The organism is Nocardioides yefusunii (assembly GCF_004014875.1).
GTDB classification, from domain to species: Bacteria; Actinomycetota; Actinomycetes; order Propionibacteriales; family Nocardioidaceae; genus Nocardioides; species Nocardioides yefusunii.
The window spans coordinates 2,112,830-2,128,232 of sequence record NZ_CP034929.1; the positions used below are offsets into that span (position 1 = coordinate 2,112,830).

Genomic DNA, 15,403 nt, shown 5'->3' on the forward strand with positions numbered 1-15,403 from the left:
CAGGGACCAGCACTCCCCTGCGGCTCGCGGTCATGCATGCACGTCGTCACGCCTCACCGCGAGTGTGGCGTTGTCACGCTGCTGCGCGGCTCTTCATCTGGTAGTGCTCGGGGTCACCGCCACTGCGACGCCCCAGGACGAGGCCGGCGACCAGGAGGCCAGCACCGAGGACGCCCAGCACCAGCGGCAGGGTGAAGCGGATCAGCTTGAGCTGCCCGACCTTGTCGCCGTACTCCGAGACGTTGGCGTCGACGGTCTCCTTGGAGAAACGAGCCTCCACGTCGGTCACCACCGCGCGGTCCTCGCCCTCGAAACGCAGGGTCGCGTACTGCTTCTCGACGCGGTCCATGACAACGCCGGTCTCGGGCTCCACCCAGAAGGTGCGCTGGTTGGAGTAGGTGCGGTCAGCCTTGAGGCTGCCGGTGCCGATCTCGCCGACCATGTCCGGGGACACGTCCTGCTGGCCGGTCACGCGGGGCTCGATCTTCTGCTCGAAGACGTAGGTGTTCATGCCGTGGAACTCCTCCTCACGCACGAACTTGGCCGGGAAGGCCTGCTCGAGCGTGCTGTCCCACCACAGGTACTCCTGCTGCTTGGTCTGGAAGGGGAACTTGAAGACCTGACCCTGGAACTTGGTCGGGTTCTGTTCGCCCTGGACCTTCTCGGAGAACGCGTCACAGCAGTCGACTGCCTCACCGCTGGTCCGGTCGAACGCGACGCGCTCCACGGTGGACTGCGGGGACTTGCCCTCTGCGGTGGTGATCTTGGTGCTGTTGGTCCAGACCGCGACGTTGTCGCCGTGGGACTCAGCAGCGTCGACATCGCCCACGACCTTCGCCGTGATGGTGAAGTCAGTGTCGACCTCGCCCACGATCTTTCCGCCCTCGACACTGACGTCGAAGAAGCGGGCGCCGGGACCGTCGAGGACGGAGATGACGTCCTGGTCGAGGGGAGCCACCGCCAGACGCGGGTAGGCGTAGACGTTCAGGAGAAGTCCCAGGACCAGTAGGAACCCACCGATGCCCGACAGGATCGGGCCCAATATCTTTCGCACTCTCGTGTTCCCTCCAGACAAGTGCATGCCGCACGAAGTAGCCGCACGCTACCAGTGAAAATTTGTTCTGCAGTGCCGAAATCAGAGCCCGCCTCTCCCAGCGAGCTCAGGATTCACGGACGCTTACGCAAGACTTGCCACAAGTTCCATGTGAACACCTCACGTATACCGGGGATTCGCAACAGGTGTCTGCTGGCCGGCGGGAGATAGCGCGGACGCTCCTCCACGATCTCCAGGTCGTCGCGCGACGCGGCCCATCGCAGCCCCTCGGCCACGGTGGCGGCGTACATGCTCTCACCGAAGAGGTTCTTCGGTGGGCGGCCGTTGACGCGCTCGTACCGCTCGGCCGCGCGCCTGCCTCCCAGAAGGTGCCAGGGCGAGGTCTCGTGCCCGCCCCACGGCCCATACCAGGCGGTGTAGGAGAGAACGACGTGACCGCCCGGCCGCACGACGCGGGCGATCTGGTCGCAGGTCCCGGCCAGGTCGGGGACGTGCTCGAGCATGTTCGAGGAGAACCCGATGTCGACCGAACCGTCCGCGAGCGGCGCCTGTTCGGCACGCGCCACCACTGACAGCGGGTGCCGCACACCGTGAGCCTTCACCTCGTCGTGGTCGAGGTCGACGACCAACGACGTGGCTCCCCGGCGCGCGAACGCGTCGGAGTAGAAGCCTGCACCGCCGCCGAAGTCGGCGATCCGGGCCCCTTCCAGCGTCATGTGACGCTGCATCATCTGCACGGTGTCCTCAGCGATGAGACCGTAGAACCCATGGGGGTCGGTCTGCTCGGTCAGGAAGGACCGGAACAGCTTCACCGAGCGTCGCCAGTCGTCGGCAAAGGGAGCCTCGACCGTCGCGTCAGTGGGTGTGGTTTGGATCACGTCGCGGATGCTACCCTCCGGTAATCACCATCGGGAGGGAGACCAGGTGATGTTCACGATGCGAGCCAGACACAAGCAGGCAGCACACGCCCCTACGACATCCGACACCCCGAAGCAGCACGTACTGGTGCTGAACTGGCGGGATCCGTGGCACCCCGAGGGGGGCGGCTCGGAAATCTACCTCGAACAGGTGACGAAGCGACTCGCGGCGGAGGACCGCCGGGTCACGTTCTTCACCTCACGCTACGAAGGCTCGACCGCCCGCGAGACGGTCGACGGCGTCCACTACGTGCGGGCCGGACGCAATCTCACGGTCTACCTGTGGGCGGCGTGGAACCTGCTCACCGGCCGGTTCGGCCACGTCGACCAGGTCCTGGAGGTCCAGAACGGCATGCCGTTCTGCTCGACCCTCTTCACGCGTGCGCGCGTGAGCGTGCTCGTCCACCACGTCCATCGCGAGCAGTGGCCCGTCGTGGGCAGGGTCCTGGCGAAGGTCGGATGGTTCATGGAGTCCCGCACCGGCCCCTTCGTCAATCGCCACAACCAGTACATCGCCGTCAGCCAGGTGACCGCTGACGAACTCAGCACTCTGGGAGTGGCAGCCGAACGGATTCGGATCGCCTACAACGGCGTTCCGCCCGTTCCTGAGTTCACCCCACAGCCGCGCGACCCGCAGCCCAGTCTTGTCGCGCTCAGCCGCCTCGTGCCGCACAAGCAGGTCGAGCACGCCGTGTACGCCCTGCACGACCTCGCTGAGGAGATCCCGGACGCCACCCTGACCGTGATGGGCGATGGCTGGTGGGCCGACGAACTGGCCGCGCTGGTGTCGCGTCTCGGACTCCAGGACCGGGTGCGGCTGCTCGGCTTCGTCGACGACCGCACCAAGTTCGAGGAGCTCTCGCGAGCCTGGATCCACGTCATGCCCTCACTCAAGGAGGGGTGGGGGCTTTCGATCATCGAGGCGGCCCACGTCAGCGTCCCCTCGATCGCCTACGCGTCCGCAGGAGGTGTCACCGAGTCCATCCTGGACGGCGTCACGGGCCTGCTGGCACAGGACCAGGACGACTTCACCGACTGTGTGCGGCGACTCCTGGCCGACGACGAACTGCGCACGTCCATGGGCGACAAGGCCCAGCTCCGGAGTGAGCAGTTCTCCTGGGAAGCCACCACCTCTGTGGTCTCCCGGTGCCTCGACGGCGCACCGATACGACCTGCCGTCGCTGTGAGTCATTGACGGGACATGACGCAGGCCCCGCTCTCTTCATGGGAGCGGGGCCTGCGTCATGTCAGGAGCGGGACGTCTGTGAGACACCAGGACCGCGACAGCAGAACAGGGCGGGACCGGTATCGGTCCCGCCCTGTGAAAACCTCTGTCAGCGCCACCCTCCCGGGCGCTTGCGCCGATTCAGCTGCCGTAGGTGGATTCACCCGGCTTCGGGCCGCCACCCTGGCCGGCGTCAACACCAGTCAGAGCAGTGACGGCAATGATCACGGTCAGCAGCGCAGCAACGGCGCCCGCCACAATCGACATCAACCAAGCAAACATTCGTCCTCCCAGACCTCTCGTTGACTCGTGGCGAGTATACGCAGGTCAGACGGTGCCCGGGGAAGCCTTTTTGCTGGTCAGTCCACAAATCACCAGAATCAACGAGCCGCACAGCACTGTCAGGTCGACAACGCCGTAGAGCGGTGCCCGCCACCCCTTCCCCGCCCCGCCAGAACTGGGCGCAACGCCCTCTGCAGCCGGCATCTCCAGGAGGTCCAACTGTCGGGTCTCCACGACTCGTCGAGTTCCTTCCGGCAGCAGCGCACTGGTCGAACTTCGGTGCACCAGGACCCAACGGACCCCTGCTGCCGCCAGCACCTCGGTGAGTTCCTCCGACGTCCGCGCCGCCCTCACCTGCGCTGCCACGGCGCTCTCACCCCCCACCGTCCCGCCGGGCACGATGAGCGAGTCGTCAGTGACGCTGGTCCCCGGGAAGTAACGCGAGGCAGGGTCGAGCACCGCTCGTGCGTTCCAGTCGAACTGTCGGTACGTGGAGAACGGCAACGCGATCACGGTGTCGGCGTCCCCGACCCGGCGTTCCATCTCGGCCCGGACAGTGTCCCAGTCGTCCGGGTACTCAGCAGCAGCCAGGAAGCCGCCCAGGCCGAGGGCCATGGTCGGCAGCGCCATCACCGGGAGCAGGAGTAGGCACAGACCCGTCGTCACCCCGACTTCAGAACCCGCTCGTGAGGCCCAGCGCACCGCGCGAGCGACAGCGCTGGCAAATCCGACGGACGCCACCAGCACCCACCAAGCCACCCACTTCTGACCGTCACGCAGCAGCCCGCCCCCGGGCATCGAGACCACGACCCACTCCACGACCGGCCGGGAGTGCTCCCAGGAGCCCAGACCCGCCAGCGCCAGTCCTGCACCGCCGAGGACCCAGGCGGCGGTGCGAGGGAGCACCCGTCCGCCCGGTCCGGCTCGATGCCCCAGCCAGAGGCCCAGCACTGCGATCAGCGAGACCGTCAGGGCCACGACCGCGAAGAGCCACTCCCCCCTCACGTCCGGCCAGACGACGCTCTTCCAGATGCCGCCGAAGGTGAACAGCGATCCCAGCACCCCCCACGGGGTGTCCGCGGCCGAGGCGAACGCCGTGACGCCGAACCGATCCGCGGGCAGTTGCTCGGCTCCGTTGAGGACCGCAGGAAGCAACCAGGGCAGGTTGACAACGGTCCACACCACCACGGAGAGGCCCAGGAGACGGGGACGCCCCCAGCCGAGCGCGCCGGCGACGCCCAGCGTCAGGAGAGCACCCGTCGGGCTGCTCCACCCGGCGACGAGCAGGGAAGCAACGAGGACCGCGGTGAATCGGCGACCGAGATGGGATCCGAGATCACTGTCGCGCAGCCGGACCACCGCGAGGGCAACCCACGGCAGTGCTGCGTACCCGCACAGGAGACCCCAGTGCCCGATCGCGAGGCGCTCGTGGACGTACGGGTTCCAGACGAAGCAGAGCCCACCTGCCAGCCGGGCCACCAGCGGGAGCCCTGCCGTCAGCCGGGTCATCCCCAGGAATCCGGCCACCAGCGGCACCGCGAGGACCAACATCTGCAGCAGTTCGCCACCGATCAACCCGGACAGGACCGAGACCACCGCGTCGGCCGGGACCGCCCGCGGCACTCCCCCGTCCGCACCGGTCCAGGCATCCTTCCAGGGCTGGTCAGGGACGAACACCATGTCGCCCACCAGCACGAACCCGCTGCGCAGGACCACAGGACCCAGCACGACGACCACCACCGCCAGTGCGACGGCGATCTCGATCCAGACCGGCCACCATCCGCCCTGCCGACGCGCCGAACCCGGCGGTGAGCTCGTCACCGCCGGGTTCGACGTCGGGTCAAGGTCCGGGCTCACGCCTGGCGTCACTCCCGGGTCTCGGGTTCGGCCGGCTCCGGCGAAGGCTTCGTCGAGGTGTCCTCGTCAGGGTCGTCGCTGGCCCTGTCTCCCTCGTCACCGGGCTTGTCGCTGGGCTCGTCACCGGGCTTCTCGCTGGGCTTGTCGCTGGGCTTGTCGCTGGGCTTCTCGACGGTGTCGTCAGGTGTGGGGGCACCCCGCAGGGGCCGATCGGACTCCGCCATGCCGGCACCCACCATGACCAGACCGACACAGACCGTGTCGGTCTCGGAGTCGATCCGCATCTCGAGAGCCGAGAAACCCTCGGTCAGCACCGGGAACTGGACCGAACGAAGCCCCTCACGCACCGGGAACGAGACCTCTGCCTCAGGAGTCCTCACGTGCATCGTTCCCTGGGCGTTGGTGAAGTAGTCGATCTGCACCAGCTGGGGGCCGCCGGTGACGGCCGCCTTCAGCGGCACCGACACGGGCGCCTTGCGCACCGCGTACCCGCATCCCTCCACCGGGGCCTTCGCCGCGGAAATGCCGTTGGCCACCACCACGGGCTGGAGGTTGCCCCAGCCGTCGACGATCCGCAGGGATCCGCTGGGCCGGTCGAAGAACGGTTCATTGGGAAGGACGGTGGCCACGGTCGAGACACGGGCGTCCAGCCCCAGCGAAAGGCGCATGATTCCCTCGGGCACGGGCCCGTCGAGCACGACGGCGCTCTGGTCGAGGTCCAGCGCAGCGGCCAAGGTGTCGAGATAGGCGCGGTCGTCGGCGTTCTGCAGAGCCGGAACCAGGATTCGCGAGGTGGGGACGGAGGAGACCACCACCAGCAGTGACAGCGCCACGGCCGCACCGGCGGGGACGAAGAGACGAGCAGTCCTGACGCGGTCCGGGACGATGGTTCCGCGGAGCCCGACTGCGACGATCAGCACCAGCGCGGGAAGCAGTGCGTCCGCAGTGCGTGGTGCCAGCGCCACAGCGTTGCCACCACTGTTGGTGAGTACCAGGACCACGATGGCGAAGACCATCAGCGCCAGGAGAGCGAGCAGCGCGAACCTGACCACGACGACGCGACTCGACCGCACCATCACGGCGATCCCCGCGACGCAGACCAAGGTCGCCACCGCCATCGGCCAGTTCACCATCGACCACATCTCGGTGCCCTGCACGTACCCGGTCCACGGACCGCCCACGACACCGAGCACGACCTGACGGACGAGCGTCTCCACGACGTCCACCACCGAGTCCGCACCGTCGGTGCGCAGCACACCGTCGGCGTCGCGCACGGCCATCAGCACGATCCGCGCCACCATGCCCAGCGCCACCGTGACCCACAGACCGGGCTGACGACCGACGACGGAGGCCAGCGCCTGGCGCACCGACCCTGAACGGGCGACCTCCGTCCCGAGGACGACGAGGAGGACCGCGAAGGTGAGAGCCACCGACTGGTCGCTCCACAACAGGAGCAGGAAGATCGCGACCACCGCGGACCACGCTCTCGCGCGAGCCGGACGGACGGCGTCGTGGACCAGGAGCGAGGTCGCCAGCAGGAACAGCACCACGACCGGCAGGTGCAGCAGGAGCAGCGAGAAGTTCATGGTTCCGGCCCACGCCGACGGGGTGAAGGCCACCACCGCGAACAGCGGCAACCGCACCCAGCGCGCACCGAGGATCTGGGAGAGGACCACCCACGTCAGGGCCGCTGCCACGATCGCGAGAACCGTCGAGACCAGTGCGACAGCTCCCCAACTGCTGCCGGTCACCGACTCCACGCACCAGACGAGGAAGCGGGACGGAACCGAGAACTCACCAGCGTGTGAACCACCGAGGAAGTCGCCGCTCAGTCCCTTCGCAGCCGCTTGGGCAAGCCCCGGGTAGTCGTCCTGCGTCCAGTGACCGCCTGCCGTCGCCACACCTCGCCACAGCGCGAGGAGCACGGTCAGTCCCACGGCGATCAGCGCAGGGAGGCCCCGGAACGCCGGTCGCACGACCTCGCTCCACCAGGTCTCCTCCTCCGCACGCGACGCCGCCGGAGCGGGGTCGACAGGGGACGTGCGTTCGGGAGCCGTCGTCTCGCGGTCCTCAACGTGCATGGGTGTTCCTCCTCCTCAGGACGGGCTCGAGCAGAGCGACCATCCACACACCGACAGCCAGTCCGGCTGCCCAGTCGGCGGCGTCCACGCTCACGCCGTCACCTCGCCAGGCACTCCATCCCTGGAGCACTGCTGCGAGCATTGTCGCTGCTGCTGCGGTCAGTCCGGCGCGGTTTCCCCGACGTCCCAGCACGTTGCCGAGCGCGATGCCGACCAGGACCGGTAGACCACCGAGCAGGTAGCCGACCAGCATCGCACCTGCGCGCACCGGCCAGGTGCCGCGGAGCAGCCAGAGCGGGATCCGCGCCGAGACGTCCTCGCGGCGGGTACGGGCCACGCCACGCAGCGACAGCACCGCGGCCAGGGCGTAGACGCCGACGATCATCACGCCGCCGAGCCACATGCGCGTGCGGTAGGAAGCGTCGGGCAGGTACTCCAGCACCACCTGTCCGGACGCGTCGGCGGGGAGCACGTACCCCTGCTGCCAGGAGTCGAGTCTCAGGGTCTTGAGTTCTTCACCGTCGAGGAGTGCTCGCCACCCGAGGTTGGCGTTCTCCGGGATGCGCAGCACGCTGGCCTGCCCCGGCCCCACCTCGATCACCCGGCGGGTGGGTTCCCACTCGGTGACGGTGAGGGCGCGGCCAGCGACGGCCTCGCTCTGGGTGACGACGCGTCCTTGGAGGGATCGGATCACGACCGAGTTGACGGCGTACTCGTCGGTGGAGGCCGAGACCAGTGAGTGTCGTCCTGGGCCGAGACGCAGCACGTCAAGGTCGCACACCTCAAAGCTCATCGGGTTGCCCTGCACGACGTCGCTCTGGGTGCCGACGACACGGGTCCGGTACTTCTCCGAATCGATCCTCAACGCCGGGCCGTCACCGCACTTGGTACGCACCTCGGTCGTCGGGTCCCAGTCGGCGACCAGGTCGGTGATGCCCCGCAGCTCGAGTTCGGCGATGGCCAGCGGGCCCTCCGGGACGCCGCGGCCGTCGAGTGCCATCGGGAAGGAGACCGAGACCTCGTCGGTCCTGATCTTCTCGAACTCCGCGACACCGTCGACCAGGTCGACCGTGCGGCGCTCGTCGCCTGCCACCAGGACGGCGCGGGTGGGGAGAATGCCGGTGGTGCTGGTGCCGGTCAGGGCGATGCGGTCGATGGTGCGTCGCTCGTCCCACGACACCTCGAGGCTGGGGAAGATCTCGCCCTCGGCGGCCACCCATGCGGTGGACGTGTCTCCGTCCATGGCGCGCTGGCCTGCCGCGGCAGGGTCCCAACCGTTGACCGAGGTGGCCTCGGCGCGGACCGCGCCCTTGCTCGGGTCGACGTTGGCGGTGCTGCTCCAGGTGGACCGGGCCAGCACGGTGCCGTCGAGGCGGTAGGAGGCCTCTTCTCCGACGACGAAGGTCCGGTTCAGTCCCTGCTCCTCCTCGGAGGGGCGAGCGGTGGAGATGTCGCACTCCGGCCCGCCGTCGAGTTCGACGCAGGGCCTGCGGTGCGGGCGGGTGCGGAAGCTGAAGGTGCTGCTGGGCGTGGCGTCCACGTCGGGAACGACGAAGGTTCGGTCGGTGTCGACGCCCTCGAAGGAGAGTTCACGGATGCCGACCTGTCCGTACCGGGAGTCCCCGAAGACGTCGATGCTGGAGACGCGGACGCGTTCCACCGGGCCACCGGGCAGGTCGAGGACGACCTCTCCGGTCTCGGGGTCGACATCGCGTTCGTAGCTGCGGTCGCCGACCTTGATCCTGACCCGACGCATCGGCGTGCCGAACATGCCGTCGACGACGGCCAGGAGTCGCAGGGATCGCAGGTCGGTGGGCTCGTCGAACTGGACCTCCAGCCACTGCTTCTCAGGGTGTTCCCAGGGCGAGGAGAGCCAGTAGGTGCTCTCCTCCCCGTCGATCGCGGCGTAGGGGCTGAACTCCGGTCGGATCTGGTCGGCTGCGTCGGCGTAGGCCTTCGAGCTGGACGCCCGCACGACCTTGACCGACTCGTACTCGGCCACGACGCGCTGGGAGTCCCCGACGCCGCCGTAGTCGTGGACTCGGCGACTGGTGCGGTACTTCTCCTCGGCGGTCATGGTGTGGGAGACGGCGTCGACCACGCGACCGAAGTTGCGTTCCCGCTTGTGGTAGCCGTCGCCGACGACGTCCGGGGAGTCGTTCCACTCCTTCTCGGCGGAGTTCACCGTGATCTCGGTGGGCCCCAGGACGCCGGCCTCCATGGCGGTGAGGATGTCTTCAGGTCCACCGGCCAGCGTCACCAGCGAGTCGGTCGGCACTGCCTGCAGCAGCGGCACGGTCCGTTCCACCTTGTAGATCACCAGGGTGGGGTCGCCGTTCTTCTCTGAGCCGAACATGGCGACCTCGCGCAGTCCGGGGCTGCGGCTCAGCGCCGCCTCGACCCGGGCGTCGGAGGGAGAACCGGTGACGGCGGTGTTGATGTCACGGCGTGCCAGGACGTGCGAGATGCCGGAGCGCGCGAGTGCGTCCGCAAGGTGCGGCGACCCGGTGCCGTCCTGGATCCGCTCCTCGAGGGAGTCGAGGAACCTGATCGTGCTTCCCGGCGCCAGGGGCACCTGGCTGCGGGTCACCCAGTCGGACTCGGCCACGGGCTGGATCGGTTCGTCGATGGTCCAACCCCACTCCTGGATGCCGTGGCTGCTGCCCGGCACGATCCAGGTGCGACGACCTTCGGTGGAGCGTCCCAGGTAGGCGGCGGCGTCGCGCCACGTCTCGGGGATCTGGTCGAAGCCGGGGTTGCGCAGGTCCTGGGTGAACAGGGGACGCGCGGAGCCGACGAGGAGCGTCCCCGCCACGACCATCAGGGCGGTGGACGCCGCAGTCGCCGACCGGGCCCAGCCCTGGGCGACGAATCCCTGCTTGACCGCGACGGAGGCCATTCCGACGGCGTGGGCAAAGCCGAGCGCCATGGGCAGACGCATCACCGGGTCCAGCTTGTGCACGTTGCGGAACGGGCTCAGAACACTGTCGAGGAGCGACTGGTAGGTGCCGGCCAGCGGGCTGCCGAAGGTGTGCAGGTGGCCGAGGGTCAGCAGGAAGGCGGCGACGAGCGCCGCCACCGCGAACGGGACGCGCCACGGCATCGAAGGGTGGAAAAGACCGAAGAGGCTGATCGCGGCCACACCGCCGGTGAGCACGATCAGCAACGGACCTGTGGACAGTTGGTGGGCGCCGTCCCACCACGGTTCGCCACCCAGTTGCAGGAACGAGAGCCAGTGGTTCGCGCCGCGCACCACGTTGGTCCACCCCAACGGCTGGGTGGTCGTGGCCGCGGTCTCGATGTAGTCGAGGAAGGGCGGGCTGAACTTTCCCTGCACCACGAGGCTCGAGGTCCACCAGAACGTGGAGAGCGCCAGGGCGAGCAGCCACCACCCCATGAGTCTGCGGCCCACGGACGTGCCGCAACTGAACAGCACCAGCAGACCGGGCATGATCAGGGAGAGCAGCACCTCGGTGGCGTTGACGGCCCCCATGCAGGCCACCGCGACGCCCGACCATGCGGCACCGTGCAGGGCGCTGAACCTGCCACTGAGAGCGAGCACGAGCGGCAGCACCACCCAGGGCAGCATCGCCGTGGGGTGGACCTCACCGGTCAGGGAGCCAGACAGCCCCAGCATCCGAGGAGCGAAGGCGTAGGCCAGTCCGGCCAGCAGGGGCAGCCAAGCCCGGGCACGCTCGCGGTCGATCGCGATGAAGAGCCGTCGTGCTCCCTCGTAGGCGAGGACCAGGAGCAGCGCGGACCAGAGTCGTTGGGTGATCCATCCCGGAAGCCCGACGACGTCACCGAGCCAGAAGAAGAGGCCGTGCGGGAACAGGTAGCCGTAGGCCTGGTTCTGCAGCTCGCCCATGCCGGACATGGGGTTCCACGAGTAGAGCGCGCGGCCCATGAAGCCTGCGACGTTCTCGGTGAGGTCGAGCTTGGTGTCGAAGGTGGTCTTGCCCGGCTGCTGGAGCACGGAGAAGAACAGCAGGAGCGCCCACACCGGGTACTGCGTCCACCTGCTCTCGCGGCGACGCGCCCCCATGGCTTCGTCGCTGGCCTCTCCGCTGCCGCCGCTCACCTGCACACCGTCCTCGTCCACGGGCACGTGATCTGCCCGGTCGTCATTGCTGCGGCTCACCGAGCCACGCCGTCGTCCGTTCGCTGCGCCCATTTCAGGCACTGCTCTCCTTCACGACGCCGTGGGTGAGGCGATCCGCGAGGTCCCTCATCAGCCGGTCGGCCTCGTGGTCGGCGTGTTCCGTGCGACGCATCCGTACCGAGACGCTGGCGCGCCCCCGGACCGTCACCAGACCCACCCCGAGCGCCATCGGTCCGGACAGCGCCGGGAACATCGTGGCGCGCAGCAGCCCGTCGCCGCTGAGCACACCGAGGTTGGAGACGTTGACGGTGTAGCCCAGTCGCGAGCGCAGGGCCTTGGTCACCAGCGGGCCGATTCCGCCCGCCGAGGTCTCGGGGAAGTCCGGTTCGGGATCGGTGGTGCGCACGATCGCGGCCACCTGCTCGGCGGTGTCGTGCGGGCGCAGCCTGATCCGGAGGAACGTCGTCTGCCGGTCGGGGTGCAGTTCGCTGCCCTGACGGCGCGATGCGCCCATGATCACCATGAACCGTCGTCCGCCACTGTTGCGGCGCCGCGGCCACTGCCCGTGCGCCTGCAGCAGGGCGTGGCAGGCCAGGGCGCCATTGACCCGGACGTCGTCGAGCACGACGTGCCGCATGTGGTCGGCGCTGCCGGCACCGAGCTCGGGGGCTGCGCCGGAGAACCGGGCGGGTGGGGTGAAGACGGCCTCGAGGAGCCGGAGCAGGCTCGACCCGAGGAAGGAACGCGGAGCAGGGGTCTCCCCCACGCCACGGGCGCTGGAGACGACGGGGACTCCGGCGACACCGGAGAGCAGGGCCACCAGTCCGAGGCCGTCGCAGACTCCGTGGTGGGCGGTGATCAGGACGCGGGTGGCGGCGTCGTCGAGCAGGACGTGCACGAGACGCCCGTCGGTGCCGAGTTCGGCGCTGGCGACCTGTTCACGTCGGGTGTCCCACGCCTCACCGTCGGCGCGTTCCACGCGCGGCACCGCACCGAGGTGCGGGTACTCGGCCACCAATCCCTGCAGACGAGTGGTGATCTGAACCGGATCCAGCGGCGTCTCGAACTCAGCCTCCAGGCTGATCCCCCACGTGACGTCGGGGTCACCGTAGAGTCCGGTGACCTCGTGGGCCAGTCGAACGGCGTCGAAGTCGGACTCGGGGACGCGACTCAACGCGCGCCCCGACCCGCGGCGTGCGACCCGGCTTCCCGGTCACCCGCGCCCTCCTCGCGCTGCGCCTGCCCGCGGGTGCGGGAGAGACGGCGGCCGTACTCCTGTGCGGGCAGCTCGACCCAGACGTACGACGTCGCCCCGAGCGCCCACGCGATCGGGATCACCACGGCGAAGCGGACCAGGAGTCCGGCCACACCGTCAGGGAGGTCCGCCTCGGACTCGAGCATGATGATGACGGGCAGGTGCCACAGGTAGATGCCGTACGACCAGCGTCCGGTCGCCTCCAGCCAGCGCCAGCGCAGCGGGGCGCTGACACCCCGGCCGTCCCGGGTGAAGACCGCCCCCAGGACGAGCAACGCCGCGAGGGCCGTGCAGGACAGGATCCGGACGATGTCCTCGGTGGCGGTGCGCGGCGAGAGGTCCAGCGGCCCCGACAGCGGCGACATCACCACGGCCAGGGCAGCCAGGCAGAGCACGGGGAGCACGATCCGGCTGGAGGCCAGGCGTTCAACACCCTCGAGACGAGCCAGACCAGCGGCACGCGCCTCGACCAGGAGCGCCACGAAAGCGCCCATCGTGAAGCACATCAGATAGCCGGGGAGCCAGAGCTTCTCCTGGGTCTTGCCGACCTCGTAGCACCAGGCGATGAAGGCCGTCGTGGCCGGGACGGTGGCCAGCAGCACTGCCCCGGTCACCCACAGCCGCACGGCCGGGGACTTCCCGCGCAGGCACGAGTGCAGGGCCACGGCGAGCACCGGGAGCGCGACGTACCAGCTCAGCTCGGTGCCCAGACTCCAGACCTGCTCCATCCCCTTGGGGATGCTCAGCACCTCGAAGACGCCCGTCATGGTCAGGGTGTGGAACCAGGCCCGCGCATCGACCGGGACGGCCGGCGGGTAGATGACGATCCAGACCAGCATCGCCACCAGGTAGGCCGGGAAGGTACGCATGAGTCGGCGCACCGCATAGGCCCGGGTGGACGGTTGCGCCGCGGCGCCCAGGATCCACGCCCCGTACGGACGGAACAGCAGGTAGCCCGCGAGGACGAAGAGGGCGATCGGGCCGAAACCGTGAATGCCCACCCACTTGTAGTCGGTCCAGAAGCTGATGTGGACCAGCACGACAGCGATCGCCGCGAACCCGCGCAGACCGGTGAGAGAGGCGACGAATCCGGCCTCTGACGCCGGACGGACGACGTCCTTCTGATGTGCTTCGCTGGCTGTCACGCGGGCTATCTAAGCACGCATGTCGTGGTGTGTCTCACAGCCGTTCAGAGCGCCTCGACGGGCTCGCCGCCGTTCTTGCGGCACAAGCACTACCGGCGAGTAGCGGGAGTGCCTACACTCGCCGGATGACCACCACCACCGCCGCGCAGGACGATGTCCCTGCGTCGAGGTCCCGCAGCGCCGGACTCCTCGCCGGTGGAGGTGGCATCGCAGCCACGATGGTGATCGCCAACGGAGCCTTCTACGCCTTGACGATGCTGTCTGCGCGCCTCCTGGGCCCTGCGGAGTACAGCGCGCTGGCCGCGGCCATGAACCTGCTGCTGGTCCTCAGCGTCGTTTCCCTGGGGGTCCAGGCCACGGCTGCCCGACGGATCGCGCTCGACGCCACGCACGCCCAGGAGATCGAGGCGTCGGTCCTGCGGCTCTCGTGGCGCACCGGTCTGGGGATCGGGCTCGCGCTCGTGGTGCTCTCGCCGCTCGTCAAGGAACTGCTCCGACTCGACGACCTCTCCCCCGCGCTCTGGCTCGCGGCAGCGACCGTGCCCTCCACCGTCGTGGGCGGCTACATCGGGATCCTGCAGGGCGAACGCCGCTGGCGTGACCTGAGCCTGCTCTACCTGGCTGCCTCGCTCCGCCTCCCCGTCGGCGTGGTCCTGCTGCTGTGGTGGCCCGACGTGGTCACGGCCCTGGTTGCAGTGACGCTGGCCGGTTTCCTGCCGATCTTGGTCGGACGGCACTCGCTGCGCAACACTCGCTCCGGCATCGTGAGCATGCACCGACGCGGCATCCGTGAGCTGGTCTCCGAAGCGGCTCGCAACTCCCAGGCGCTCCTGTCCTTCATGGCACTGAGCAACGTCGACGTGATCGTGGCTCGCGCCGTCCTCGACCCGCACGAGGCCGGTCTGTACGCCGCCGGCGCGATCCTGAGCAAGACCTGCGCGATCCTGCCGCAGTTCGTGGTCGTGGTGGCGTTCCCCTCCCTGGCCTCGCACACCGAACGCATCCGGGCTCTGACCCGCGGCCTGGTTCTCACCGCCGCGATCGGTCTGGCGGCCACGCTCGGAGTCACTCTCCTGCGCCCCCTCGCGCTCTCGGTGGTGGGCGGCGGCGAGTTCGCCGAGATCTCCGCAGACCTGCCGGCCTTCACCCTCCTGGGCACCTGCATGGCCATGGTGCAGCTGGTGGTGTACGCGGTGCTGGCACGTCAGGGCCGTCGTTCGACCTGGCTGATCTGGATCTGTGCCGCGGTGCTGGTGCTGGGCGGCTCGACCGCGGCCACCGCCCAGTCGCTCCTGGTCTGGGGCCTCTGTGTCACCACGGCCCTGCTCGTCGTCCTGGTTGCGACCAGCTTCTGGATCGTCCGACGCCCCGCACCGGCCGACGATGCGGACAGCGCCTCCGACACCACGAGCGGCGCACTCGACGCCACCAACGCAACGGCCGCCCCCACGCACTGAACCCGTACGTGAAGGCGGCCGCGACCGG

At 68.9% G+C, this 15,403-nt stretch carries 10 protein-coding genes; 2 read left to right on the forward strand and 8 right to left on the reverse strand.

The window, feature by feature from the left end:
- Positions 1 to 73: 73 nt before the first annotated feature.
- Together pgfA and EOV43_RS09595 are read right to left on the reverse strand one after the other, a co-directional pair.
- Positions 74 to 1,054: a cell envelope lipid trafficking protein PgfA gene (pgfA, locus tag EOV43_RS09590; RefSeq protein ID WP_164878689.1), complete on the reverse strand. Its 981-nt coding sequence runs from the start codon at positions 1,052 to 1,054 to the stop codon at positions 74 to 76.
- Positions 1,055 to 1,167: 113 nt separating this feature from the next.
- Positions 1,168 to 1,932 (reverse strand): class I SAM-dependent methyltransferase, encoded by a 765-nt coding sequence (locus EOV43_RS09595; RefSeq protein WP_239022059.1) that lies wholly within the window; start codon positions 1,930 to 1,932, stop codon positions 1,168 to 1,170.
- A gap of 58 nt (positions 1,933 to 1,990) precedes the next feature.
- Between EOV43_RS09595 and EOV43_RS09600 the strand changes: the two genes are divergently transcribed.
- Positions 1,991 to 3,166 carry a glycosyltransferase family 4 protein gene (locus EOV43_RS09600; protein WP_277745780.1) on the forward strand — a complete coding sequence of 392 codons (1,176 nt, stop codon included), beginning with the start codon at positions 1,991 to 1,993 and terminating at the stop codon, positions 3,164 to 3,166.
- 171 nt (positions 3,167 to 3,337) lie between these two features.
- Here EOV43_RS09600 and EOV43_RS15440 read toward each other — a convergent pair whose 3' ends face one another.
- Genes EOV43_RS15440 through EOV43_RS09625 form a run of 6 tightly spaced genes read right to left on the reverse strand, consistent with a single transcriptional unit; the run spans position 3,338 to position 13,918 of the window.
- The gene (locus EOV43_RS15440) at positions 3,338 to 3,478 is read right to left on the reverse strand and encodes a hypothetical protein (protein WP_164878691.1); all 141 of its coding nucleotides are present in this window, start codon (positions 3,476 to 3,478) and stop codon (positions 3,338 to 3,340) included.
- 45 nt (positions 3,479 to 3,523) lie between these two features.
- A complete protein-coding gene (locus EOV43_RS09605) occupies positions 3,524 to 5,335 on the reverse strand; it encodes an MmpA family trehalose lipid delivery protein (RefSeq protein WP_128221089.1) in 1,812 nt (603 codons plus the stop codon).
- Between the two features lie 8 nt (positions 5,336 to 5,343).
- Positions 5,344 to 7,416, reverse strand: a complete 2,073-nt coding sequence (locus EOV43_RS09610) for a hypothetical protein (RefSeq protein ID WP_128221090.1) — start codon at positions 7,414 to 7,416, stop codon at positions 5,344 to 5,346.
- Complete coding sequence (locus EOV43_RS09615) at positions 7,406 to 11,590, reverse strand: alpha-(1->3)-arabinofuranosyltransferase domain-containing protein (RefSeq protein WP_128221091.1); 4,185 nt, start codon at positions 11,588 to 11,590, stop codon at positions 7,406 to 7,408. Before EOV43_RS09615 ends, EOV43_RS09610 begins: the two co-directional genes overlap by 11 nt.
- A gap of 1 nt (position 11,591) precedes the next feature.
- Positions 11,592 to 12,692, reverse strand: coding sequence for a hypothetical protein (locus tag EOV43_RS09620; RefSeq protein WP_128221092.1), 1,101 nt, complete (start codon positions 12,690 to 12,692; stop codon positions 11,592 to 11,594).
- Positions 12,689 to 13,918 (reverse strand): acyltransferase family protein, encoded by a 1,230-nt coding sequence (locus EOV43_RS09625; protein ID WP_164878692.1) that lies wholly within the window; start codon positions 13,916 to 13,918, stop codon positions 12,689 to 12,691. The genes EOV43_RS09620 and EOV43_RS09625 overlap by 4 nt, the downstream gene beginning before the upstream one ends.
- A gap of 125 nt (positions 13,919 to 14,043) precedes the next feature.
- On the opposite strand from EOV43_RS09625, the gene EOV43_RS09630 reads away from it, so the two are divergent.
- Positions 14,044 to 15,375, forward strand: a complete 1,332-nt coding sequence (locus EOV43_RS09630; RefSeq protein WP_128221094.1) for a lipopolysaccharide biosynthesis protein — start codon at positions 14,044 to 14,046, stop codon at positions 15,373 to 15,375.
- Positions 15,376 to 15,403: the final 28 nt, after the last annotated feature.